Genomic DNA, 23,982 nt, shown 5'->3' with positions numbered 1-23,982 from the left:
GCTTGGCGGAGCGGCTCGGCCATGGACGAGCGCGGGCAGGAAAGCGGGCTGCGGGCCGGCCGAGGAGGACGCGTGACCGCCGCCTGGAAGTCCTGTCCGGCGGCCGGGGTGAACGACCGGAACAACTGTTTGTGCGAAAGGCAGGCAATCGGATGACCAGCACTGCCGGCGGATGGGGCTTCAACCCCCGCCACTCGTGGATGCGCGGGGAACGGCCGGAGCAGGCCGTCGAGTTCGACGAAGAAACGGGCATGTGGCATGTCTATGGATACCCCGAAGCGCTCGCGATCCTCAACGACCCTGCTGTCTACACCTCCGACGTGGCCCGGCGGTTCGTGCCCGGCGCCGACCAATGGGACTTCGACGGCAACCTGACACAAGCGGATCCGCCCGAGCACCACCAGTTGCGCACGCTGGTCAGCAGGGCGTTCACGCCGAGGGTCGTGAGCAGTCTCGAGCCGCGCATCGCCGAGGTGGCGCGCGAGTTGCTCGACGAGATCGCCGCCGACCGGTTCGAACTCAACGAGGCGTTCGCGTATCCGCTGCCGATGATCGTCATCGGCGACCTGCTCGGCACGCCGCGGGAGGACCGCTTCCTGTTCAAGAAGTGGGCGGACGAGGGCATGGCCGCACGTGCCCAGGTCAAGACGACCGATGACGACGGCGAGCAGACCCGGTCGATCGCCGCACAGCGGGAGAGCCAGCGGCAGATGCACGACTACCTCCTGGAACACATCGCCGACCGCCGGAAGCATCCGAAAGACGACCTGCTGACGCACCTCACCGAGGCGGACGTCGACGGGGAGCGACTGCGGGACAACCAGATCGTCAACTTCGCCGGCCTGCTGACCTTCGCCGGCCATGTAACCACGACGATGCTTCTGGGCAATACGATCCTGTGCCTGGAAGCCAATCCTGCAGAACGGGAGCAGGTCCGCACGGACCGCTCGCTGATTCCGTCGGCGCTCGAAGAATCGCTACGCTGCATGACTCCGCTCGCGTCCGCGTACCGGGGCACGAACATCGACGTCGACCTCGGCGGCGTGCGGATCCCGAAGGACCAGATGCTGGAGGTGTGGCTGGCGGCAGCGAACCGGGACCCGCGCCAGTTCCCCGACCCGGACCGCTACGACGCGGGCCGCACACCCAACGCCCACCTCGGTTTCGGCCGTGGCATCCACGCGTGCCTCGGCGGCTCCCTGGCGCGCCTCGAAGGGCGCATCGCGATGAACGCCCTGTTCGACCGCTTTCCCGAGTTGGGAGTCGACCCGGACGGGGTTCCGGAGATGATCCCGTCGCCCGATTTCACCGGGGTGTGGACGCTGCCGCTGCGTACGAGCAGTCAGGCCGCCGAGTGTACGACGTCATAGTAGTGGGCGCCCGCTGCGGCGGGGCCCCGGTCGCGATGCTGCTTGCACGCGCCGGGTACCGGGTCCTGCTGCTCGAACGCGAGCGGTTTCCCCGGGATACGTTGTCCACTTTGTACATTCATCAGCCGGGCACCGCGTTGCTGAGCCGCTGGGGAGTTCTGCCCGCGGTTGTCGCGACTGGGTGCCCGCCGATCGAGGGGATCAGCTACACCGCGGACGGGGTGCGGCTCGAGGGGCGTTCCTGGCCGGTGGCCGGGGAGGCAGCCGCGTATGCGCCGCGCCGGCATCTGCTCGATTCGATTCTGGTGCGAGCCGCCGTCGCGGCGGGCGCGGAATTCCGCGACGGCGCCCGGGTGCACGACCTGGTGTTCGACGACGGCCGGGTGGCCGGGGTGCGGGTTCGGTCAGGCACCGCCGACCACACCGAGCGGTGCTGCCTGGTCGTCGGTGCGGACGGCATGCGATCCACCGTGGCGGCCAAGGCGGGCGCGACGATCGATCGCGAAGACCCGAAACTCTCGTGCGCGTATTACGTTTTCTGGTCCTCGCTGCCGCAGAGGTTCCGCCTGTACGAGACTCGCGGGAGTTGGGTGGGCACCATTCCGACCGGCGACGGTGCGACCCTGGTGGGCGCCTACTTCCCGCAGGACAGCTTCGCGCGGGTGCGCGGAGACGGCCTCGGCGCGTTGCTGCGCGCCGTCGAGCAGACCGCACCGGAGGTGCGCGAGCAAATGGCGGCGGGCCGTCGTCTCGAACCCTTGCGCGGCACCGGCGATCAACGCAACTTCTTCCGCCAGGCGGCGGGCCCCGGCTGGGTGTTGGTCGGGGATTCCGGGCACCATAAGGATTCCATCACTGCGCGGGGGATCACTGATGCCTTCCAGCAGGCACAGTTGCTCGCCGACTGCATCGGCGAGCAACTCGCCGACCCCGCCGCGCTCCGGTCCGCGCTCGCCCGGTTCGCCCGGGAACGGACTGCGTTGCTGACGCCTGGCTACCAGACGACGCTCGCTACGGCTCGCCTCTCGATCTCCGGGGACCAACTGGCGCTGCTCCGGGCGATCGCACGCAGTTCCGCGCTGACCGACCGCTATTTCTCCGCGCTTTCCGGGGTGTGCCCGATCGACGAGTTCGTGACCCCCGAGCTGATCGACCTGCTCGCGGAGACCGGATAGGGGACAGGACATGGAGTACGCGAATCTGGGCCGCAGTGGCCTTTCGGTCAGCCGTCTGGTGCTCGGCACGCTGAACTTCGGCTGGAATACACCGGAGGCCGACGCCCGCGCTCTCATGGATCGAGCTCACGAGCACGGGATCAACTTCTTCGACACGGCGGACGTCTACGGTGCCAACGGCGGGACGGAAACGATCATCGGAAACTGGTTCGCCGCCGGCGGCGGGCGCCGGGAACGGACGGTTCTCGCGACCAAGCTCTACGGAGACATGGGCGACTGGCCGAACGAAGGCCGCCTGTCCGCGCTGCACATCCGGCGGGCCTGCGAAGCTTCGCTTAAGCGGTTGCGGACCGACTATCTCGACCTCTACCAGATGCACCATGTGGACCGGAGCACTCCCTTCGAGGAAATATGGGAGGCGATGGAGGTGCTTCGGGCGCAAGGGAAGATCCTCTACGCCGGTTCGTCGAATTTCGCCGCGTGGCATCTCGTCAAGGCGCAGGAAGCAGCCGTTCGGCGGCACTTTTCCGGCCTCGTCTCCGAACAGTCTTTCTACAACCTGCTCAACCGGACCGTGGAGCTCGAGGTGCTGCCAGCCTGCCAGGACTACGGCATCGGGATGATCCCGTGGAGCCCGCTCGCCGGGGGACTGCTCGGCGGCATCCTGCGCCGGAACTCCCTGCGCACCGAGGTCATCGGTGCGAACCTGGAGAGATACCGGACGGTGATCGCGGCATTCGAAGCGATGTGCGACGGGCTGGGCTCCGGACCGGCCGAGGTCGCGCTGGCCTGGCTGCTGTCCCGGCCCGGCGTGACCGGGCCGATCGTCGGCCCCCGGACGATCTCTCACCTCGACGCCGCCTTGCGCGCGTTCGAGACCGAGCTGGATGCCGAGTCGCTGCGGCGGCTCGACGAGCTGTTCCCCGGCCCCGGCGGGCCTGCTCCGGAGGCCTACACGTGGTAGGCCGCCGGCGGCGTGATGTCCTGCCGCCAGGACACCACGGCACCATCCACCCGGCATCCGGGACTGCCTCCCGGGGCCCGAAACCACTTGCGAGGCAGTCATGAAATCGGTGATGACCGTGGAGTTCTCGGCAGTAGAGCGCATCACCCCGCTGGTTTCCGGGTACCTGCGCGCCTACGCTGCCACCGACCCGGTCGTGCGGAAAGAATACGAATTCGGCACTTACACGACGACCGTCCGGGCGTCCCGGGAAGGCATCCTCGAAGACCTGGTGAAAGCCGACGCCGACGTCTACGCCCTGTCCGCCTACATCTGGAATTCGCGGCTGGTCCGGTCGGTTCTGCAGACCTTGCGCCGTCACGTGCCGGACGCGAAAGTCATCGTCGGTGGACCGCAGGTCATGAATCACGCCGCGAAGTACATCGACGTGCACGACGAGAACGTGGCTGTCTGCAACGGGGAAGGCGAGATCACGTTCACCGAGTACCTGCGGGAGCTGACCGAGCCCGACCCCGATCTGACGAAGGTCGACGGGCTGAGTTTCTACCGCGGCGGCGAGTTGGTGACCACCGGGAAACGGGCGCGGATCAGCGACCTGGACTCGATCCCGTCCCCGTTCCTGACCGGTGCGATCGACCCCGAGTACAGCATGGCGATCATCGAGACCAACCGGGGCTGCCCGTACCACTGCGGGTATTGCTACTGGGGGGCGGCGACCAACGACCGGGTGTACCGCTTCGACGAGGATCGCGTCCGCGACGAACTGACCTGGATGGCCCGCAACGGAGTCGTGAACCTCTACATCGCCGACGCTAACTGGGGCATGTTGAGCCGCGATGTCGAGTTGTCCCGGCACATCGCCGACTGCGCCCGGGAGTACGGGCTGCCCAACGTGGTCACATTCTCCGCCGCGAAGAACAAGCCGCGTGCGGTCACCGAGATCACCGGCATCCTGCAAGGCGCGGATCTGGTGACGACACAGCCGATCTCGCTCCAGACGCTCTCGCCGGAGACCTTGAAAGCGGTGGCCCGCAAGAACATCAAGCTCGAGGCTTACCAGGAGATCCAGCGCGACATACACCAACGCGGGCTCAGTTCCTACATCGAGCTTATCTGGCCGCTGCCCGGCGAGACCTTGACCTCGTTCAAGGAGGGCATCGGCTACCTGCTGGAGCAGCCCGCGCACTCCACCATCGTCACCTACCCGCACCTCGTGCTGAACAACACACCGATTTACCACCATCAGGACGAACTCGGCCTGGAGACCCGTGAGGCGGGCGGCGACGTGGCCGAGGCTCGGGTCGTGGTCGCGACTCGTGAAGCGACGCGGGCCGACTTCGCGGACGGGATGCGCTTCTACTACGCGGTCCACTCGACCGAGAACACCCGGTGTCTCTACTACCTCAGCCGGTATCTGGTCCGGCAGGCGAAGGCAACCACTTTTCCGGAGCTCTACACCGCGCTGGCGAAGTTCTGGCGCGAGCAGCGCCCGGACTCGCCGGTCGCGCAGTTGGTGGAGGATTCCATCCGGGAGGCCCGTTACTACGACCTGGGCAACTACGGCAGCTTCGTGCACGCGGCCCTTCACCAGCACAGGGCGGCTTTCACCGCCGACCTCGCCGCGTTCGTCCGCACTCAGGCCTGGTGGGACGACCCTGCGGCGCGGGCGCTGTTCGAGGCGGATCTCGTCAACCGACCCTACGTGTACAGCAATACTGCGCTGGAGAAGTTCGACTATCCGTTCGAGTCCCTGACCGTCCAGGAGGCCAGCGGGCGTGGGTACTCCCTCGAACTCTCCGCGCGGCTTCGCGAGCTGCTCTCCGACGAAGGGCTCCCGGACGGCCGCATCCGAGTGGATCACATGCGATCGCAGCATCCGCATATGCCATTGCAGAGCTTCGACCACAACTCGCTGTACTGCTTTGCGATGATCCAGCGGGTGGCCGACCTCACCCCCGTGTGGGGACCGCATCCGACTGCCAGGTGACGCGTAGCGGTGCCTGCCCCGTCGTGGCCGGGCGGCGAAGCAGGCACCAGGGGAGCGGGCTAGCCGGAATACTCGCGGTTGAACAGCTTCCGTGACCAGAAGTAGCCGCCGAGCAGGATCGCCACGCACCAGCCGAGCGCGATGATCGCGGTGCTGCCTGCCGGTTCTCCGGCGAGCAGATGCCGCAGCGTTTCCATGATCGGAGTGAACGGCTGGTACTCGGCGAACCACCGCAGGCCCGCCGGCATCGAGTCGGTGGGGACGAATCCGCTGCCGAGGAAGATCAGCAGCATCATCGGGAGCGGGAGGTTGCTGGCGGTCTCGACGCTGTTGCTCGCCTGTCCGAGCGCGACTGACAGCCAGATGAGCGCGAACGCCGCCGCCAGCAGGATCCCGGTCGCACCGAGCCAGCCGCCGAGTCCCGCTGTCGGCCGGAAGCCGATCAGAAGTTCGATTCCGGTCACGACCGCCACGCCGAGCACCACCTGGATCAGGCTGCCCAGGACATGGCCGGTCAGCACCGACACGCGGGCGATGGACATAGTCCGGAACCGGGCGATGATGCCTTCGGTCATGTCGGTCGCGACCGAGGTCGCCGTCCCTTGGACGACCGCGGTCACGGTCATCAGCATGATCGCGGGGGAGACGTAGTTGACATATGCGGCGCGGCCGCCCGCCTGGCCGCTGAACTGCTCGTGCGAACCGGTGCCGAGGCCCGCGCCGAGCGTGCCGCCGAATACGTAGACGAACAGCAGCAGGAAGATGACCGGCATCCCGATGACCATCACGATCATCGTCGGGTACCGGATCATCCGCCGAAGGTTGCGGCGCAGCATGGTGAGTGAGTCAGTCAGGACGTAGGACTGGGGCGTCATAGGGAGACCTCCTCGGTTCCGCCCTTGGCCGTGCCGGTAAGTGCGAGGAAGACGTCGTCGAGGTCCGGGGTGTGTACCGTCAGCCCGTCGACGGTGACCGAATGGACGTCCAGGCGGTCGAGCAGGCCCTTCAGAGACTGGACGCTCCCGTCCGTCGGCACTTGCAGTGAGAGGGCTTCGTCCCGGCGGACCGCGTGTCGCAGGACGTTCGCGGCCAGGTCCAGCTCTCGCACGTCGGCGAATTGCAGCCGGACGTGGCCGCCGGGAATCCGGCGCTTCAGGTCTTCCGAGGTTCCTTGGGCGATCAACCGTCCGTGGTCCAGAACCGCGATCTGGTCCGCGAGCTCGTCCGCCTCTTCGAGGTACTGCGTGGTCAGGAAAATCGTGACGCGGCGGGCGACGAGTTCGCGCACGATCTTCCACACGCCGCGCCTGCTGCGCGGGTCCAGTCCGGTCGTCGGCTCGTCGAGGAAGATCACCCTCGGATCGCCGACCAGGGTCATCGCGAGGTCGAGCCGACGGCGCATGCCGCCGGAATAGGTCGCGGCGGGCTTCCGGCTCTCCTCGACCAGGTCGAACTGCTCGAGCAGTTCGGCGACCCGACGGCGGCCCTTCGCCCGGCCGAGGTGGTTCAAGTCAGCCATGAGCAACATGTTCTCCTCGCCGGTGAACAGGTTGTCCACCGCGGAGAACTGTCCGGTTACGCCGATTGCGGCGCGGACCGCGTCGGGGTCAGTGGCTACGTCGTGCCCGTCGACTGCGGCCGTACCGCTGTCGGCTTTGATGAGGGTGGAGAGGATCTTGATCGTGGTGGTCTTGCCGGCGCCGTTGGCGCCGAGCAGGGAAAAGACAGTCCCTTCCGGGACGTCGAGATCCAGCCCGTCGAGCACAGCATGGTCGCCGTAAGACTTCCGCAAGCCGCTTGTCGTGATCGCCGATCGGTGCTGCTGGGTCGTCATGGGACTCCTTCCGGGCGTCGGGACTGGTCAGGCACGCCGTATCGTGATGTCTCCGAACTGGGTCTGTGCGCGAACTTCGACGGTCTCGGCGGCGTCCCCGGGGCCTGAGGCCGAGCTGTCCAGGAGGGTATTCAGCCGGCCGTAGCCGGTGTTGACGTCGAGAAGCGCCGCGGTGCCTTCGGCGATGCCGACCTCGAGGTTGCCGGACGAGGTCCGCATCACCACAGAACCGCGGACGGTCTCGCCGATGCGGACGCTGCCGTTCGCGGTCCGGGCTTCGACCCGATCGCCGAGGGCGCGGTTGACGGAAATACTGCCGTTGGCGGCGCGCAGAACCGCCTCGTCGGAGACCGTACCGATCTCAGCGTCGCCGTTGGAGGTTTTGACTACCGCTGGACCGTCGATCGTGCCGATGTTGACCCATCCGGTGCCGGACGTGACGTCTGCGCGCCCGGCGACGTGGTCGACTCGTATGTTGCCGGCCGTCGTGTCGAGATGCACCGGACCCGCGGTCTCGAGGTGGATATGGCCGTTGGAAGCCTTGTACCGGCATTCCCCGAGTTGGCCGGTGCAGTGCAGGTCGGCCACCGCTGCGGTGCCCTGCACCCGCGAGCCGGTCGGCACCGAGATCGAAACGTCGACCGATTTGGTCCTGCTTGTGAAGTCGAGGACATGCTGTTTCGGCACCTTCACCACGAGACAGCCTTCGTTGTAGTCGACACGGGTGTTCTTGGCCGCATTAACGTCGGATCTGTCCGACTCATTCGTCGGGTGCAGGTCGACTACGGTGTCGGTCCGGTCGCTCGCGGCGATGTGCACTGAACCGACCCCCAGTTCGATCATTACGGTGATCGGCTCGGGTGTGTCGAATGTGGGCACGGCTGTCCTTTCCCGGTGTACTGGCGGTTGGAAGCTGGGCTAGCGAACCCAGCCCGTCCTGCGTTGCGGGGCGCGGGTGCTGCGTCGGTCGGGCTGCGGAGCGCGGTCGCGCTGCAGCGCAGCCGAAACCACTCGGATCAGCCATGCGTTGACCGAACTGCCCTCCTTGGCGGCCGCCTCGTCGATCAGGGCTTTGAGCTGGTCCGAGGTGCGGAAGTTGATCCGGGCCATCCCGGTGTCCTCGAGGCCCGCCGGAACGGGACTGGGCGACGGCGGGCGATCGTCGGCGAAGTCGTGACCGGCTGGGTCCGCAGGGCCTGATTCGGGTGCCGGCGGAGTGATGACGAACTCCGGACTGCTCCCGCGCAGGCGCAACTCGACCGATCCTGGCGCCAAATCGCGGGTGATCTCGCTCGCGGCGGTGGTGAGCAGGTCCAGCAGGACAAGTCTGATCAGGGATTCCAAGGGCGTCTTCCGGCGCTCAAGAAGGGCGAGAATGTCGTCGTCATCAGCCGCGACAAGCCCCGCGAACTCGCGACCGAGACGATCTACATACACGCTCAGATCCATGGTGCCATGATGGCGCACGTGTGGCGTCACGGCAAGCTGAATCGAGAGCTTTTTGGCGCCATAGCGAGTAGTTCGGTGGCGCGTCCTGGGCTTCGCTACTCGCGTACGTTGAGTAGCGCGGCCGTGGCAGCCAGGTGTTTTAGGAAGGACGGCCGGTCGTCAGGGGGCGGTGTCGGCCTCTTCCAACGGGCAACTCCGTACCGCCCGGGCTGAAGTTTCCTGCGGGTGCGTTTTCTAGTAGCGGGCGTGGTGCAACCGGGCGGACCGGTAGAGCGACACGTCGGACCGTGCCCAGCCGAGACGTCGCCGGGAGTACCCGCAGATCGTCGCTAGTGAGCATGATTCACCGTGGTGCAACCCTCGCCGGTCTCGCGGATCTGCGGAACGCCACGAATTTCGTTGGCCCGCTCGGAGGAGAGGTAGCTGCGCAGTACTTCGACGTTGGCCAGTCGCGTTCGGTGCCGTGGGAGCGACGGGATGCGGGTGCGCAGTTGTTGGCCGCGCTCAAGGATCCGCGCGGCGAGAGTGGACCGGAGTTGTGGTCGGCGAGGGGATGCGGTGCTGGTTCGGGAACCAGTTCTCGCTGATTGCTCCGCGCTTCGCGGCTTACGGGGTTGACCTGTGGGTTCCGGAACTGGGCGGGAAGTTCGATGCACGCAACCCGTCGCACAAGATGCTGATGAGCGTCCTCGGTGGGATGAGTGAGTCGGAACGTCAGCACGTTCAGGCGCGCGTCCGGTCGGCGATGGATGCGCAGGTGATCAACGAGGGGCGGCATCAGGGCGGCAGGGCACCGTACGGGTACCGAGTGGTGGACGGCGGCCCGCATCCGAATCCGCGGAAGGCGGCTGAGGGGTTTCGCCCGCGGGTCCTGGAAATCGATGAGCCTGCGGCGGACGTGGTGCGCCGGATGTTCGCCGAGTACTTGGCAGGCGTGGGCGACCGGGTGATCGCCCGGGGGCTGAACCAGGACGGCATCCCGTGTCCGTCGAAGGTGCGGCCGGAGCAGAACCGGCACCGGCAGGGGGATGGCTGGCAGGGCTCGACTGTCCGTGCGATCCTGGAAAATCCCCGGTACACGGGCTATGCGGTCTTCGGACGGTGGACGAAGCATGAGCGTTTGCTGAATCCGGATGATGTGAGCGCTGGTTACGTCGTGCGGTTCCGGAAGTCGGATCCGGGCACGGTGGTCCGGTCCCGGCGGCAGTCTCATCCGGAGATCGTGTCGGTCGAGACGTTCGCGCAGGCGCAGTTGCTGCGGCGGTCGCGTGGGGCTGGCGGGATGCGCGGTATTGCGAAGCTGGAGCGGGACCGTCCTGCGGCAAAGAACATCTACCTGCTGAAAGGTCTGATCCGCTGCGAGATCTGCGGGAGGAAGATGCAGGGCGCGCCGATACGGCAGGCGGTCTACTACCGGGGCATAGCCCGAACACTGGCACCGGGATCACCCGCGCTGGAAAGCCATCCGAAGACGGTCAATCTGCGGAAGGACCTCGTGATGCCGTCGTTGAACGGCTGGCTGTGTCAGGTGTTCGACCCGGCGAACCGGGATGAGACGGTCGCCGCGCTGGTGGCTTCGCAGGGTGGGACGCACTCGACCGGCAGAGAGGCGGTTGAGAAGCGGCTGGCTGACGCGGAGTCGCGGCTGCGCCGACATCCGACGACGATCGAAGCAGGTGTGGATCCGGCCGCGGTGGTCGAGGCGATCAACACGGCGCAGGCGGAGCGGGAGGCAGCTCGCGCCGAGTTGCAGCACTTGCCGAAGGCGACGGTCATCGAGGCGGCGGAGGTGTACGCGCGGCTGGATTCGATGGACGACGTAGCGCGGGCACTGAACTCACGGACGCCGGAGCGAATCACGCGGGTCTACCGGGACCTCGGGGTGCAGCTGATCTATGACAATGAAAAAGAGGCGGTCGTAGTGACCGCCTCTCCCCGTGTGTCTAACGTGTGTGTCCGAGGGGCGAGCTGCACACTAACCACACGCTTGAAGCTGACCAGTTGACGTCCGAGCCCTTGATCCGCGCAGCGTGGCAACCCGAAAGCGAGACTCGCTGACGAGACTGCCGCTTGCTGCTCCGGGCTGGGATATTTCCCGCGAACGCGTGCTCAACGCGGATTTGAACACGCGGCTGTGGCACCCATGCAACGGACGCGTGTCCATGTGGCAGAAGCAGTGTCGATCGGCGATGCGACGCAAGCTGGGATTGGTACCCCTTTCAGGGCTGGAATTGGTTTGCAGATCGCGTTCATCCGAACCTGCTGTGTCAGCACTACTCGCCGCATGTGCAGAACGCGGGCCGGGTGTTTCGAATGAGGACCTCTCGACCAACGCGTCGATCTTGCTGCCTATCAGGGAGTCTGCCTCGTTGTTCATGTGTCGGCCCGCTTCTCCAGCCGATGGTGGTGCCGATGCGGGATCTGCGTGACTGGAACCACGGAGCGGGACTCGCTTCGGTTCGGGATACGACGTGATCAGCTACTCCTGCGTCTGTCAAGGCTTTCCGGGGCTGGGCAGGCTCGGCGCGGGGTAGCTCACCGTGGCACTTGGCTACTAGGAGTACCCCGTCCGGCAGGCGTGCAGCAAACAGGCCAGCACCTGTTCCGCGACCCTCCCCACAAGGGACTCGACGATGGCTGGTTCCGCGCCGACCAATCGGGTGACCTCGGCGATCAGTGCCGGCCGCCGATCCAGCGCATGACACAGCTGGGGGCTCGTAACAACTGCGCGTGCCGCGTCGTCAGCCCGAGCAGGGCCGCGCTCACCCCGCCGCCGACTCCAGTCGTGCGGCGACGACGCCCAGCCGCTGCGGTCACGGCTCATCGAGCACGTCCGGTCGCGGCGGGCCAGCACCGTCGCGAGGCCCTGCCGGTCGAGCGCCGCGAGGCGGCCGAAGGAGTCGGTCGGCGGTGGTCACCGGCCCAGGCCGAGGATCGCCGGATGGCGTGGTCCGCCAGGGCCGAACGGGTGGATTGATCGCGTGAGGTGTGACAAGGGCGTACTGGTAAACGATCTCTCACCGGAAACCTGTGAGGAGGCTGGTGATCGCACACGAGGTACGCCTATCGGGCAAGTTCCGTTGGGCGCGATCTTCTGGCATGCTGGAGGGCTCGTCGCAGAACGTCGGGCCCGCACGTGCCAGGTGCGTGCGGTCGACCGTTCCGTTCTGTCGAAGGGGATCAGCGGCATGACCGCACAGCTGGACACCGGGCGGCTCGAGGTCGTCGCCGGGAAGGCCGCCGAGTGGCGGCGCAATCTCATCGACCTCAGTTTCCGCAACACCTTGCTTTACTTCAAAACCACCAAGCTGGGCAGCCTCGACCTTACCGATGCCGACCCGGCCGCCCTGGCCGAGCTGACGACTCGCGCCAAGATACGGCTGAGCAAGCTGGTGCCCGAGCCCGGGAAGCTCAAAGAAGCCTGCAGCCGGACGCGGACCCTCGGCAAGCGGATCCAGCTCTTCGAAGAGGAGCAAGGACTTGACGTCGGCCGGATCGCGTTTGGCTTGATTCGCACCACCCCTCGGCAGCGGCAGGGCTCGGTTCCGGTGCCTCAGCTGCGGGCGCCTCTTCTGCTGCGGCCGGTCACGATCAAGGCCAGGACGAACTCCGAGAGCGACTACACGCTTGAACTCACGGACGAACCCGAGTTCAACCCGGTGCTTTTGCACGCGCTGGACGAGCAGTACGGCGTCGATGTCGCTGGGCTCGCGGACCGGCTCGGCGACGTGATCGACTCCGCCTCGGATCACACGATCCAGATGGAGAGCGCTTACTCCCGGCTGACCGAGGTCGCCGCGGCTCAGGGGATCGAGCTGGAGCTGGAGAAGGCTGTCGTGCTCGGCACCTTCAACTACGAGAAGCTCCCGATGGTCGAGGATCTGGCGAACGCGACCGAACTGCTGGCCTCGCACGACCTGGTCGCCGCCATGGCCGGGTTCGCACCGGCTGCCGAGTCGCTGGTCGCGGAGGGCGGGTTCCGCCCGCCGGCCGTCGATTCCTTGTCGCCCGCCGACGAGTTCCTGGTCCAGGACGCGGATTCGTCCCAGCACCGGGCGATCATGACGGCCTTGTCGGGCAGGCACGTCTTCATCGAAGGCCCGCCCGGCACGGGCAAGAGCCAGACGATCGCGAACATCATCGCGGGGGCGGCGGCGGCCGGGAAGAAAGTGTTGTTCGTCGCCGAGAAGCGGGCGGCGATCGAAGCAGTGCTCAACCGGCTGGCGGCCGTCGATCTCGACAGTCTGATGTTCGACCTGCACCAGCAGAAGATCAGCAAGCGGGAAGTAGCCCAGCAGCTCGCGCTCAGCCTCGACCAGCTGTCGAAGGAGCCGCCGGTCGACGCCACCACATTGCACAACCGGCTGTCCGACGCGCGGCAGCGCTTGCTCGACCACTCGCGGGAGCTTCACACACGGCGACGGCCGTGGGACTTGAGCGCGTACGAGGTCCGGCAGCGGCTGCTCGACCTGCCGCCAGGCCCCGAAATTCGCGGTGCTTTCCGGGGAAACCATCTGCGTGCCTTGGACGCAGCAGTCGTCGGCGAACTCGAGCAGGCGATCAAGGACTTCGTCGACCGCGGCGGCTTACGGATCCTGAGGCGCGAGACGCCGTGGTGCAATACGCAGGTCCGCACCGACGACGAGGCCGAAGCGGTGCTGATCCAGCTCGACCAGTTAGCCAACCAGACGCTGAAGCGCAGTCAGCACGGTGTCCAGCGGCTCGTCGCGCAAACCGGCCTGCGCCAGCCGCAGGACTTCGCAGGGTGGGAGGAGATGCTCGGTCTGCTCGACGGCATCACCCAAAGCGTCCGCGACTTCGGGCCGACGATCTTCGGGACCCAGCTGGATCAGTTCGCGCAGGCGACTGCGGACCGTGCCACGCGGGCTCGGTACTCGCAACCTCTCTCGTGGGGACAGCGGCGAGCGTTGGTGAAGCAGCTCCGGTCGCTGACCACGACCGGCTTGCGCAAGAAGCCGGCACTCCACGCGGCGTTGACGACGGTACTCGGGCAGCGGCAGCGCTGGCAGGAACTCGGCGGCCGCGAGGTGGCGCCGTCCGAAATCATCGGGCTCGACCAGGTCGCGCGTGACTACACCGAGCTGCGTCGCCAGCTCGCGGCAGTGGCCATGTCGGCACAGTGGCCGGATCTGGCTGCCGGCCCGGCGCCACAGGTCGAACAACGGTTGACGGCCTTGGCCAGCGATAAGGAGATGCTGTTCAAGATGCCGGGACTGAATGCGCAGCTGGATCGGTTCCGCCAGCTCGGTCTCGAGCCGTTGCTCCAGGACATCGCGGATCGCAACCTTTCGTCCGACGAGGCTTGGCGAGCGTTCGAATGCATTTGGCTCTCGTCGATCGAGGACGACTTCAAGCTGCGGATCCCGGAACTCGGGCAGTTCGTGGCGACCCGGCAAAGCCGGGCCGCGGCCGACTTCCGCACTGCGGATCGAGAGCACTTCGCGATGGCTGCCCGGAGGGTCCGGCGGCAGGTGGCCAGGCACGCCCGTCAGGCCCAGGACACCTATCGTGACCAAGCCCAGATCCTCAAGAAACAGGCCAGCCTGAAGACGAGGCACATGCCGACCCGCAAACTTGTGGAGAAGGCGTCAGACGTGCTGCTCTCACTTCGGCCATGCTGGGCCATGTCGCCGCTGGTGGTGAGTCGGATGCTGCCGGCCGAGCGGTTGTTCGACCTGGTGATCTTCGACGAGGCGAGCCAGATCCGCCCGCACGACGCGATCACGTCGATCATGCGCGGTGCGCACCTGGTTGTCGCTGGTGACGAGAAACAGCTGCCGCCGTCGAACTTTTTCGACCGGGCCATCATTGTCGACGACGAGGATGACGACAACGACGAAGGTGAGCTCTCGGACTACGAATCGGTCCTGACCGCACTTCGGCCGATCATGCCGTCGCAGGAGATGCTGCGATGGCACTACCGCAGTGCCGACGAACGCCTGATCGCGTTTTCCAATAAGGAGATCTACCGCAACGGGCTGGTCACCTTCCCCGGTGCGGAGAGGGAAACCCCGGTCACTCTCGTCAGTGTGGACGGTCAGGCCGCACCGGGGCAGAAGGGCTCGTCGCCGGCCGAGGTCGAGCGCGTTGTCGAACTGATCATGGAGCACGCGCGGAACCGGCCGGGAGAAAGCCTCGGTGTGATCACTCCCGGCACCACACATCAGGCGCGGATCGAGCAAAGTCTGATGCGGGCCCGTCGTGACCATCCGGAACTCGAAGATTTCTTTTCCGACGACGGGAAAGAGCTGGGCCGGCGGTTCTTCGTCAAGAACCTGGAGAGCGTGCAGGGTGACGAGCGGGACGCGATTATCCTCACGATCGGCGTGGCACGCGGTGCGTCGGGCAAAATCAACAAGACGGGCTTCGGGTTTCTCAACCGGAAGGGCAGCGAGCGCCGGGTCAATGTCGCGGTGACACGTGCGAAGCGCCGAATGACCCTGGTGGCTTCGTTCACTCACCACGACATCGAGCCGTCCGCCGAGATCACCGGCACCGAATTGCTCCGGCGCTATCTCGACTTCGCTACGCACCTGAACGCCGACCAGGTCGGGCGGCCGTTGCGTGTGCCGTTGAACGGGTTCGAACGTTCGATCGCTGATGCCCTGGCACATCGCGGTGTCCCGGTCCATCCGCAGTGGGGCTTCTCCGAGTATCGGATCGACTTCGCTTTGGAACACCGTGATCAGCCGGGGCGGATGGTGCTGGCTCTCGAAGCGGACGGGCATGCTTACCACCAGGCGCACAGTGCCCGAGATCGGGACCGGCTTCGCCAGGCCCACTTGGAAAACCTCGGCTGGCACTTCCACCGGGTCTGGTCCTCGGCGTGGTTCGCCGACCCGGAGCACGAAGCCGACAACATCGTCGAGGCGTGGCACCAGGCCATGGCGGCCGTCGACACGGCCGTACCGGCGGTTGCGGAGCCTGCGCCACGGCCGGTCGGCTCGCCGCCGTCGGCCGTCCGTGGTCCACGGCCACCGGTCCCGGCCGGTCTGTCCATCCAGGAGTACACCGAGCGGCAACTCATCGAGATCTGCCGCTGGCTGATGAGCGACGGCCTGCTGCTCGACGCCGATCAACGGCTGGCCCAGGCGATGTCCGAGCTGGGTTTCCGGCGCCGCGGCCCTCGAATCGTCGCGCGGCTGAACCGGGCCATCGAGATCGCGCAGCATCTCGCGGACAAGGAGGAGAACTGATGTTCCCGTTGGACTACCGGACGGCCGTCCGGCTGGCCGAGGTCATCGTCGACATGGACGGCTCCTACGAACGGAAGGGATATCAGTTGGAGGAGCTGCTGCGGCACGCCGGATGGGCCGACCCGCCCGAGTACGACGGCTCGCCGCGGGTGCCGTGGTTGCGTGATCAGCTCGTGGAGCGCGCCGACAACCACGCCGAAATCGAGCGCCTGCTCTGCCGGGTGTGTGATCCGATCGAGTACGACGACGGGGCGGCGGTCGCGGAGGAGTTCCGTCTGGTCGTCAACGAGAAGCTGGCTCCGGAGGGGCTGGTCGTCACCCTGGTCGGCGGCCGGCCGGTGATCGGTGAGCTCGCCGCGGACGGGGGCAATCCGGTCTTCGCGGAGCCGCCGGACCTCCAGCGCCGCCTGAAAAGCCTGATCACCGATGAGAAAACCATCGAAGTGCTCATGGGCCGGGTAGCCGAGGCGCGGATCTGCGTCGAGGGTGGCGCGTACCGGATGGCGACGATCGGAATCGGTACCTTCATCGAAGGCCTGCTGCTGTCGGTTCTCCTGGAGCGCGACGAAGATTTGCGGAAACACGGGTTCCCGGATGTGCGCCAGCGAATCGCCCCTGACAAGCGTTCGACGAAGCGTTCGAGCCCCGACTGGGTTTCGATGGAACTACTGATTGACACGGCCTTTACGAAGGACTGGGTGCAACTCGACGCGACGGCGTTCGCGCACACCGTGCGAGATTTCCGGAACTTCATCCACCCGCGCAAAGAACTGGCGGAAAGCCCTCGGTTCGACGCGGACACCGTGATGCTGTGCTGGGGTCCCGTGCAAGCGTTGCTGAACGATCTGGAACAGAATCTGGATCCGGTCGGGAAGTGACAAGCTGGCCCCGGCCGAGGAGGCCGGGACCAGCTTGGTCGGGTTCTTGTCGCAGGCGGTGCCGTCCCCTTCGCAATCCAGCCCGGGTCGATATCCGGGCTGGCCGCGATGAATGGGTGCTACGCCCGCACCTTTCGCCGTCGTGCTGACCGGCTCGAAGCAGGAGAAGCCGGCCCAGCTTTACCGAGGCCTCGATCTTGACCTGCGGTTCGACCACGAAACGGGGGCTGTCGACGTGACGGCCTCACCGCGGAGAAATAATGCGTGTGTTCGAGGGCGAGTCGCACACTATCCACCCGCTTCGAGTTCTCTCCGTGAACGGCGGCAGGTCTGTGCGAGTCCGAGACTTCAGGGCAGTTCGGACGGCATCGATATCGGTAAAAATGGCTTTCAACTGAGGGTTTCCGCCGCGTCGGGGTCGCGAGTTCGGAGGGAGCAAGTTGCGGTGATAGCCGGTGCAGCCTTTGCCGCGTGGTGGGACGGGGCGAGCGCGCCGTAGCCTGAACTGTGCCGAGTTCCACGGTCGGAGGGGAGAAGCTCGTGGATGCACCGACGAAGGTCTGGCGGCGGCCGTCGGAGGCCGGGCCGATGGGCATCGAACGTACGTTGCTGGTCAAATTGGTCGCGAACACCGGCGACCCGGTGATGGCGGAATTTGCCCGAGAACTGCTGGCCGGGAATGTGACCCCGAGGCGGGTCGTCGAGTCCCAGCTCTACGCCAGCGCGCTGGAGGTACCAGCCAGCGGTCTCACCGCCTGGTACAGCGGCTTGTCGTAGTCCGAAAAGGACGCTGAAGCAGCCGAGAGCGAAAATGCGCTGCTCGGACTGACGGGCGAGCCCGTCGAGGCATCGCCACGTGTCCGGAAATCTCCCCCTGCGCGCCGTCGGAGCGAAGGGCGTGGAGTATGTCGAAGATTTTTCCGGACGGGACTGGTTTGATGAGGAGCAGTCGTCGAACCTCGGACGAGGGTCCGCTGTATTGGCAGAGCGCGATCCTCCGGCAGGCGTGGTTTCAGCGCCCTGCTGATCAGCGTGGCCTTGGCGGCGCTTGCGCTGCTTCGCCTGTTCGTGCGACCCCATTGGTTGTGGGCAGCGCCGCTCGTCTGCGCGGTGCTGAGCCTGATTCTGGGCGCATCTCGCCCGGCGATCCTGAGCAGGCATCCGACGGGCGAAGGAGCAAGGCCAGACCGCCGCCGCCCATGCGAGCACAGTCCTGGAACGCGCTGACCAGCACGGCGCGGTCCGACACCGCTGCAACGGACAGGGGCGCGGTTAGCTCCGCGTCACGGGGCGGCCCGCGGCCTTCACAGCTTCTGAACGCCGAGTTCGGCGAAGAGCCTCCTCGTTCCAGGATCGACCGAGTAGAGGACCGTGCCCCGGATCGAGCGGGTCATCAAGACCCCGTACGCGTTCCGGATCGCGAGGGCGAGGTCTTTCTCCTCGCGGATCCGGCTGGCCTTGCTCAGCACGTGCTCGCGGTGGACTTGCCAGCCGACACCGTTCCAGGTGAGGTCGGGCCCCATGATCACACCGCCCCACTCGTACTCGAGGCCCTGTGCGGTGTGGACGCAGCCGATCTGTCCGAAACCGCCGGGTTCAGTAGCCCAGTAACGTCGTTTCGGCACGCCGGGGGTGTCGTGCTGGTCGCCGGCGTTCCACGGGCGTGCCCACCCGGGTTCGGGTGCGACTTCCGGGTCCGTGCCGCTTCGGTCCTCCCACTTCCAGCAGATTCCGGCGGACATCCGTGCGCTTTCCTTGTTGCGCTCCTTGTCCTGCAAAAAGCGTTCCATGGTCGAGGCGCTGTCGGTGTAGCAGAGCTGGAACGGCTCCGGCTCGTCCCTGTCGTCCGGCCTCCACGGGAGCGGGTCTTCGGCGAGCAGCCGGCGGATCCACGTGTCGTAGGTCGAACTGCCGACAGCGCGCAGCACCCGGTCCAAACTGATCGGCACCACCTCCGCGCCGAGGCTCTGCACCTCCCGGAGGAGCGCTTCCGGAGACCAGACCTCGTCGGAGAACAACCGCTGGTCGCCGTCGATGAAGAACACCGGCACCTTCGCTCGGGTGACCACCACCGAGACCGAGGACTCGCCGGGACGCATGGAATAGGAGCCCTTCATCGGCCGCTCCGTCAGCCGGTGCGCCTCGTCGCACAGGATGAGGTCCAATTCGTCCGCCGTGCGGTTGTCCGCGATACTGTTCAGAGTCGCAAAAGCGGAGCGCCGCCCCAGCGCGGCACGCTTGAAGGTCTCGCGAGAAGCGACGCCACCGGAGACATAGCAGGCATTGCGCCCTGTACTGAGCGCCCAGCCCAGCAGTGTGAGCCCGACGAGCGATTTTCCGCTCCCGGCGCGACCGCTGACGACGAACACCTTCTTGGCGCCCGTCGACGGGCTGGCCACCTCTTCAGTCACCTTCTTCACCGCGGTCAGCTGGTTCTCCACCAGGCTGAACCGCGTGTGCCCGGCCACGACCGCTCCGACGTCCGAGTCGATCAGCGAGCTAGTCCGGCGACGTTCGAGCAGGGCTTCGGCGGCGCCGGCGCCTGACTCCGCGCTGAAGGTGGCCTTGAGGAATTCCTCGAGCTCACGAGGGACGCGTGCGGTGAAGGTCGGTACCCCGGGCCGAGGAGAGACATTTCTGATCCACTGCGAATCGGGGTCCTTGAGATTGTGCAGGTACGACGCACCCGCGAGGTGTACGTAACGGTCGTCGAACATGGCGTGGTGCACCTTGAGCGACTGCATGTTCTCGTATACCTGCACAGCCGGATGCTTCTTGTTTCTTCCGTACGAGTCCACATAGACCAGGTCGAGTGCGCACCGACCGCACAGGGCCCCCGTTCCCGCTCGGCGGCACTCGGCGCACAGGCCTTTGGCAGGGTTCGGCTGGGGACGTCCTGCCTGGCTCCACTGCTTCAGCTCGATCACCGCGTAGCTCAAGCCGCCGTTCGGGTGGTAACCCGCCAAGACGACGTCCACCGGATTCATCGCCCCGACCCGGTACTCCACGAACATCCAGACCTGGTCCAGCCCGACGCGATCGAGCAAGGACGCCAGCCAGTACACGCTTTCCCGCCAGGACCGCACGTCGCCGGGACCGGCGTCCTCGTTGTTCGGGTGCGCTTCCCGGTAGCGGTTCTCGATTTCCGGGATCAGCCGGTCACTGTCCCGAAGGAGCTCTCGTGCCGGCCAGAACGCTTCCAGCGGCTTCCACGCGTTCGTCGTCGTTCTCCTTCGAACCATTCCGCCGGACTTCTCGGGATCCCGCACCGCACAGGGAACGAGGCCGAGAAAGCGGAATATTCCATATGGGAGTGGTCTGATAAGACTCAAGCTTGCGGGGTGCAGCGATGCGCTCCGATCGTGCAGTCGTCTGCGATCAGAGCACGTTTTCGAGCTTCACCCCCTGCTCTCGGAACCGGAACTGTCTTGGTTCGTAAACACGTTCTACACGATTAGGTGAACGAGTGCCGTCCCGGCCCCTCCGGGACGACCGGGCAATCTGGGCCGAATGGAAGGTCTTACCGATGGCTATTGCGGAGTGACTGTCTGTGCGTACCGTGGAAGAGGTCGCCGGCGTGGGGAGAGCTAGCGTGGGTACCTTGAGCAAGTGGACCGGGCCCAGAACGGACGTCTGGAAGGCAGTTTCCCGGAGCGTCGCGCGACTGCGGCCGGCCGAGGGCGCCGCAGCGACAGCCGCGGAGATTCCCGGGCCGCGGCAGCCGCACGATCACCCGATTTCGGACGAGTCGGCGGCAAGACGAGGACAACGCTGCCGGGAGGCGCTCGCGGCGGCAGTGCGCGACGACCCGGACGCCTTTGGCTTGCGGGTGACGATGACTGCAGCGGGCGAGTCGCTGATCGGATTCGTCGAAAGCTTCGGAGAGGGCCGCGGGCAGAAGAATCTGGTACCCGATTCCGGCTGGCGCGGGACTCGCGAGGAGTGGTTCCTCTGCCGATTCGTGTCCGCAGTTGCCGGAGAAGGCACCACAATCGCCGACGCTGTCGCGCGGCGTTCCGCCGCGGTGTGCGCGCCGAGCCCTGGCCTGGTGTTCGAGTGGGCACGCCGAGGGGACGGCGGCCTGCTCGGCCAGTCGCCTGCCAGGTGGTGACCGTCGACGGCCAGCGGTCGCCGTCGGTCATGCCGGAGCGGCGACCAACTGCGGCGAGGTGGACAGCTCCGGTGGAGGCTGGAGCGCGCCTGACGGCCTGCCGTCGTCGAAGAGATTGTGGCCGTTGATCTGTTCAGGGGGATGCGCGGTTGTTTGTCGCCCTCGGCCTGTCCGCATGTCGTCCCGGTTCCGGGCCGGCGGAGGGAGCCGCGGTGGGTGTGTTGACTGATGCGGGGTTCGCTGAGGCTGTGGCCGCTCGGCAGGGTGTGGCGCGGTTGCCCGGCCGGGTCGCGAGTGGTGTGCGGTTCGCGTTTACGGGCGGATGTCGGCCTTTGAGTTCCAGGATTCGCGGACGTCGCGTGCGTGGCAGCGTGCGGTGGCGGACGAGCTGGTGGAGGGGGCTGGCGAGGTGGTGGTGGGGTTTGCGATTAGGGCCGGTCGCGGCGGTGGTCGTGGGAGGAGCGTCCGGCATCGTCGGAGTTGTTGGCGGCTGCGGAGTGCGGGGATCGCGGGTTTGATGCTGTGGTGGTGGGGGAGTATGAGCGGGCGTTCTAGGGCGACCAGTTCCGCGAGGTAGTCGCCCGGCTTGCCGCGGTGGGTGTGCAGGTGTGGTCGCCGGAGGCGGGCGGCCCGGTGGAACTGGACAGTCCGGTGCGTCAAGCATTGATGACGTTGCTGGGCGCGCAGGCGCAGCGCGAGGTGGTGCGGGCCCGGCACCGGGTCTTGGCGGCCATGGCTGCCCAGGTGCGGTTGCAAGGTCGTTTTCTCGGCGGTCGTCCGCCGTACGGGTACCGGTTGGCCGACGGCGGGCCGCATCCGAACGCGGTCCATGCGCGGTGGGTTCGGCGTGTGCATATGCTGAAGCCGGATCCGGCGACGGTGCGGTGGTCGAGCGGATGTTCACCGAGCGTGCGCGTGGCCGGTCGATTGCGTCGTTGGCGCGGGAGTTGAACGGGCGCGGTGTCGCGTGCCCGTCGGGTCCGGACCGGGTGAGGAATTCGCACCGGTCGGGGTCTCGGTGGATCGTCCGTACCGTGGCGATGATCCTGGAGAATCCGCGTTACACCGGCCGGCAGGTGTGGAACCGCCAGTCCACGAAAGGGCATGGTGCCGGTGGACGGCGTGGGGGTCGGGGCTCGGGTGCCGTGCGCCGGAACGACGCGGTGGGGTGGGAGGTGTCCGAACGGCTGGCGCATGCCCCGCTGGTGGACGAGGCGACGTTCCTCGCCGTGCAGCGTATCCGCGCCGAACGGCGCACCAAGGACGGCGGCACGCGCGAGTACGCGCTGTCCGGGCTAGTCGTGTGCGGGCTGTGCGGTCGTCGTATGGAGGCGCACTGGGTCCACGGCCGGCCGGGGTACCGGTGCCGGCACGGCTACAGCACGGCCACGCCTCGGCCGAAGGACGGGCCGCGCAACGTCTACGTCCGCGAAGAACACCTGCTGCAGGCTGCGGCACATCTGCTTCCGGCGGACCGACCGGACGGCACCCGCAGCCCGCGCGAGATACGGGAGGCCCTCAACGATGGGCAGCTGGAGATCTCCTGCAGTCTCGAGGGGCGCGAGTTGCGGCCGGCCGAAGCGCGACAAGCGGTCTGCCCGGCGCGACCACCGGATCAGCTCACTCTCGACCTCGGCTGCGGCCTCCACGCGGACACGGAACCGGAGCACTGGTCGGAGGCTGCAGAAGAGGACTTCCGTACACTATCTGCCGCCGCCGAGCAGTCGCCATCAGCAGCCGGGTTGCGAGCACCGCGTACCGGCATAGAAACTACCCCACGGATCTTGGAATCCGTGGGGTAAGGGAGTGTCCGAGCGAGTTGCACACTATCCACACGCCTGCACTTGGCCTCGTGAACGACATAGCTTCCCCGCCGAAGCCAGCCCGTCGGTTTGGCTGTGGCTTACCGTCGGCGGAAGCTGGCTCCACGGCCGTAATGTGCGTTGGTTATCCGAGCGCGCCGAGCCGCTGCAGGCGTGCCAGCGCGGCGGCGGCGTGCTGGCGCAAGGCTTCGTCCAGGTCACGGCGCTCTGCCGGCGAAGCCTCCGGCGATACGAAGTACTCGTCGACCTCAGAGAACAGCTTGTCGAGCACGGCGAACACGTCGTCGGGATGCAGAGCCTCGTCGTTCTTCATCAGGTCGAGGTATTGCTGCTCGAACTGGCCAGCGTCGATCGTGCAGTCGACGAATCGCGCGATCAGCTCGCCGTAGTCGGCAGCGTCGCGCTTGTTCTCTGCGGAAGCGCTCATCTTCACCCTCCACCCAGGAAGACCGGCAGCTTTGAGGCCAGCTATTCCCCGAGCACCGCCGCCCCCAGCCACTGGCACGCCACCGAGGCCAGCTCAAGATCGACCCGATTGTCCCGCAACGATCCGCCGCAGATCTCGGACGCCTACCCCAGCCGGTAGCCGACGGTGTTCTTGTGGATGTGCAGGCGTTGTGCCGTCGCGCTGTGGCTGCCTCGTTCTTCGAGGTACACCTGCGGGGTCGCGCGCAGGTCCGCGGCGGTGCGGGTGTCCGCGGCGAGGTTGCCGAGGGTGTTGCGGACCAGTCGCCGGGTGCCTTCGAGGTCGGCGGTGAGCATGGAGGCCGCCCGGACGCGGGTTCGGTGGCCGAGACCAGTGCGGGGGCGCGGTCTCCGGCGGTGCGGGCGACCCGTTCGGCGAGCAGGGCGTCGCGGTGGCTTTTCCGGAAGCCTTCCACGTCGCGGCCCTGGCTGCCGAGGGCGAGGCGGACGCGCAGGTCCAGTTCGGCGATCGCGGCTCGAAGCGCGTGGAGCGCGGTGGCCTGGCCCGGCTCCCGCGGGGCCCACCACCAGGCGGTGGTGGAGTCGCGGAGCCAGGACAGCGGCTCGCCCGTGACGCCGGCGGCCGCGGCGAGCCGGCGCGAGAGTTCTTCGAGCCCGGCGAGGTCGGTCTGGCTGGCGCGGGCGTCGTCGATCCAGTTCATCGGCTGGATCCAGACGTGCCCATGCCGTCTCCGACGGCGGAGAGGAA

At 66.8% G+C, this 23,982-nt stretch carries 18 protein-coding genes and 2 pseudogenes; 11 read left to right on the top strand and 9 right to left on the bottom strand.

Annotation, left to right across the window (positions count from 1 at the left end):
* Positions 1-2: 2 nt before the first annotated feature.
* From F9C11_RS29885 to F9C11_RS29870, 4 genes are all read left to right on the top strand, one after another.
* Positions 3-1,370 carry a cytochrome P450 gene (locus tag F9C11_RS29885; RefSeq protein ID WP_409180682.1) on the top strand — a complete coding sequence of 456 codons (1,368 nt, stop codon included), beginning with the start codon at positions 3-5 and terminating at the stop codon, positions 1,368-1,370.
* Between the two features lie 35 nt (positions 1,371-1,405).
* Positions 1,406-2,545 (top strand): NAD(P)/FAD-dependent oxidoreductase, encoded by a 1,140-nt coding sequence (locus tag F9C11_RS29880; RefSeq protein ID WP_409180681.1) that lies wholly within the window; start codon positions 1,406-1,408, stop codon positions 2,543-2,545.
* A 10-nt stretch (positions 2,546-2,555) separates the two neighbouring features.
* Positions 2,556-3,509, top strand: a complete 954-nt coding sequence (locus F9C11_RS29875; RefSeq protein ID WP_409180680.1) for an aldo/keto reductase — start codon at positions 2,556-2,558, stop codon at positions 3,507-3,509.
* A 112-nt stretch (positions 3,510-3,621) separates the two neighbouring features.
* Positions 3,622-5,496 (top strand): radical SAM protein, encoded by a 1,875-nt coding sequence (locus tag F9C11_RS29870; protein ID WP_409180679.1) that lies wholly within the window; start codon positions 3,622-3,624, stop codon positions 5,494-5,496.
* Between the two features lie 59 nt (positions 5,497-5,555).
* Here the strand turns inward: F9C11_RS29870 and F9C11_RS29865 are convergent, their stop codons facing one another.
* The 4 genes from F9C11_RS29865 to F9C11_RS29850 are packed head-to-tail and all read right to left on the bottom strand — an operon-like array spanning position 5,556 to position 8,779.
* Positions 5,556-6,371 (bottom strand): ABC transporter permease, encoded by an 816-nt coding sequence (locus F9C11_RS29865; protein ID WP_409180678.1) that lies wholly within the window; start codon positions 6,369-6,371, stop codon positions 5,556-5,558.
* Positions 6,368-7,330, bottom strand: coding sequence for an ATP-binding cassette domain-containing protein (locus tag F9C11_RS29860; RefSeq protein WP_409180677.1), 963 nt, complete (start codon positions 7,328-7,330; stop codon positions 6,368-6,370). The genes F9C11_RS29865 and F9C11_RS29860 overlap by 4 nt, the downstream gene beginning before the upstream one ends.
* Positions 7,331-7,357: 27 nt before the next feature.
* Positions 7,358-8,209 carry a DUF4097 family beta strand repeat-containing protein gene (locus F9C11_RS29855; RefSeq protein ID WP_409180676.1) on the bottom strand — a complete coding sequence of 284 codons (852 nt, stop codon included), beginning with the start codon at positions 8,207-8,209 and terminating at the stop codon, positions 7,358-7,360.
* A gap of 39 nt (positions 8,210-8,248) precedes the next feature.
* Positions 8,249-8,779 (bottom strand): DUF1778 domain-containing protein, encoded by a 531-nt coding sequence (locus F9C11_RS29850; RefSeq protein ID WP_409180675.1) that lies wholly within the window; start codon positions 8,777-8,779, stop codon positions 8,249-8,251.
* Positions 8,780-9,317: 538 nt separating this feature from the next.
* Here F9C11_RS29850 and F9C11_RS29845 point away from each other — a divergent pair.
* The 3 genes from F9C11_RS29845 (at position 9,318) to F9C11_RS29835 (ending at position 16,874) form a co-directional block, all read left to right on the top strand.
* Entirely contained in the window at positions 9,318-10,784 is a 1,467-nt protein-coding gene (locus F9C11_RS29845) for a recombinase family protein (protein WP_409180674.1), read from the top strand.
* A gap of 976 nt (positions 10,785-11,760) precedes the next feature.
* On the top strand, positions 11,761-15,996 hold the full coding sequence (locus tag F9C11_RS29840; protein ID WP_409180673.1) for an AAA domain-containing protein: 4,236 nt from the start codon (positions 11,761-11,763) through the stop codon (positions 15,994-15,996).
* A gap of 53 nt (positions 15,997-16,049) precedes the next feature.
* A complete protein-coding gene (locus F9C11_RS29835; protein WP_409180672.1) occupies positions 16,050-16,874 on the top strand; it encodes a hypothetical protein in 825 nt (274 codons plus the stop codon).
* Between the two features lie 63 nt (positions 16,875-16,937).
* On the opposite strand, the pseudogene F9C11_RS29830 reads toward F9C11_RS29835, so the two are convergent.
* A pseudogene (locus F9C11_RS29830) lies at positions 16,938-17,006 on the bottom strand (excalibur calcium-binding domain-containing protein); the annotation flags it as partial.
* Between the two features lie 408 nt (positions 17,007-17,414).
* Between F9C11_RS29830 and F9C11_RS29825 the strand changes: the two are divergent.
* Positions 17,415-17,651: a hypothetical protein gene (locus F9C11_RS29825; protein ID WP_409180671.1), complete on the top strand. Its 237-nt coding sequence runs from the start codon at positions 17,415-17,417 to the stop codon at positions 17,649-17,651.
* A 527-nt stretch (positions 17,652-18,178) separates the two neighbouring features.
* Here the strand turns inward: F9C11_RS29825 and F9C11_RS29820 are convergent.
* On the bottom strand, positions 18,179-20,116 hold the full coding sequence (locus F9C11_RS29820; RefSeq protein WP_409180670.1) for a DNA/RNA helicase domain-containing protein: 1,938 nt from the start codon (positions 20,114-20,116) through the stop codon (positions 18,179-18,181).
* Between the two features lie 593 nt (positions 20,117-20,709).
* On the opposite strand from F9C11_RS29820, the gene F9C11_RS29815 reads away from it, so the two are divergent.
* From F9C11_RS29815 to F9C11_RS29805, 3 genes are all read left to right on the top strand, one after another.
* On the top strand, positions 20,710-20,985 hold the full coding sequence (locus tag F9C11_RS29815; protein WP_409180669.1) for a hypothetical protein: 276 nt from the start codon (positions 20,710-20,712) through the stop codon (positions 20,983-20,985).
* Positions 20,986-21,579: 594 nt separating this feature from the next.
* Complete coding sequence (locus F9C11_RS29810; protein ID WP_409187102.1) at positions 21,580-21,936, top strand: hypothetical protein; 357 nt, start codon at positions 21,580-21,582, stop codon at positions 21,934-21,936.
* On the top strand, positions 21,882-22,787 hold the full coding sequence (locus F9C11_RS29805) for a recombinase family protein (protein WP_409187003.1): 906 nt from the start codon (positions 21,882-21,884) through the stop codon (positions 22,785-22,787). The genes F9C11_RS29810 and F9C11_RS29805 overlap by 55 nt, the downstream gene beginning before the upstream one ends.
* Before the next feature lie 145 nt (positions 22,788-22,932).
* On the opposite strand, the gene F9C11_RS29800 is transcribed toward F9C11_RS29805, so the two are convergent.
* The 3 genes and pseudogenes from F9C11_RS29800 to F9C11_RS29790 form a co-directional block, all read right to left on the bottom strand.
* Entirely contained in the window at positions 22,933-23,235 is a 303-nt protein-coding gene (locus tag F9C11_RS29800; protein ID WP_409180668.1) for a colicin immunity domain-containing protein, read from the bottom strand.
* Positions 23,236-23,378: 143 nt separating this feature from the next.
* Positions 23,379-23,570: a helix-turn-helix domain-containing protein gene (locus tag F9C11_RS29795; RefSeq protein WP_409180667.1), complete on the bottom strand. Its 192-nt coding sequence runs from the start codon at positions 23,568-23,570 to the stop codon at positions 23,379-23,381.
* An 83-nt stretch (positions 23,571-23,653) separates the two neighbouring features.
* Positions 23,654-23,935, bottom strand: a pseudogene (locus tag F9C11_RS29790) (ABC transporter substrate-binding protein); the annotation flags it as partial.
* Between the last annotated feature and the right edge of the window lie 47 nt (positions 23,936-23,982).

The sequence above is a fragment of the Amycolatopsis sp. VS8301801F10 genome, assembly GCF_046195355.1.
Taxonomy (GTDB): Bacteria; Actinomycetota; Actinomycetes; order Mycobacteriales; family Pseudonocardiaceae; genus Amycolatopsis.
This window is presented reverse-complemented; position numbering and strand designations above follow the sequence as displayed.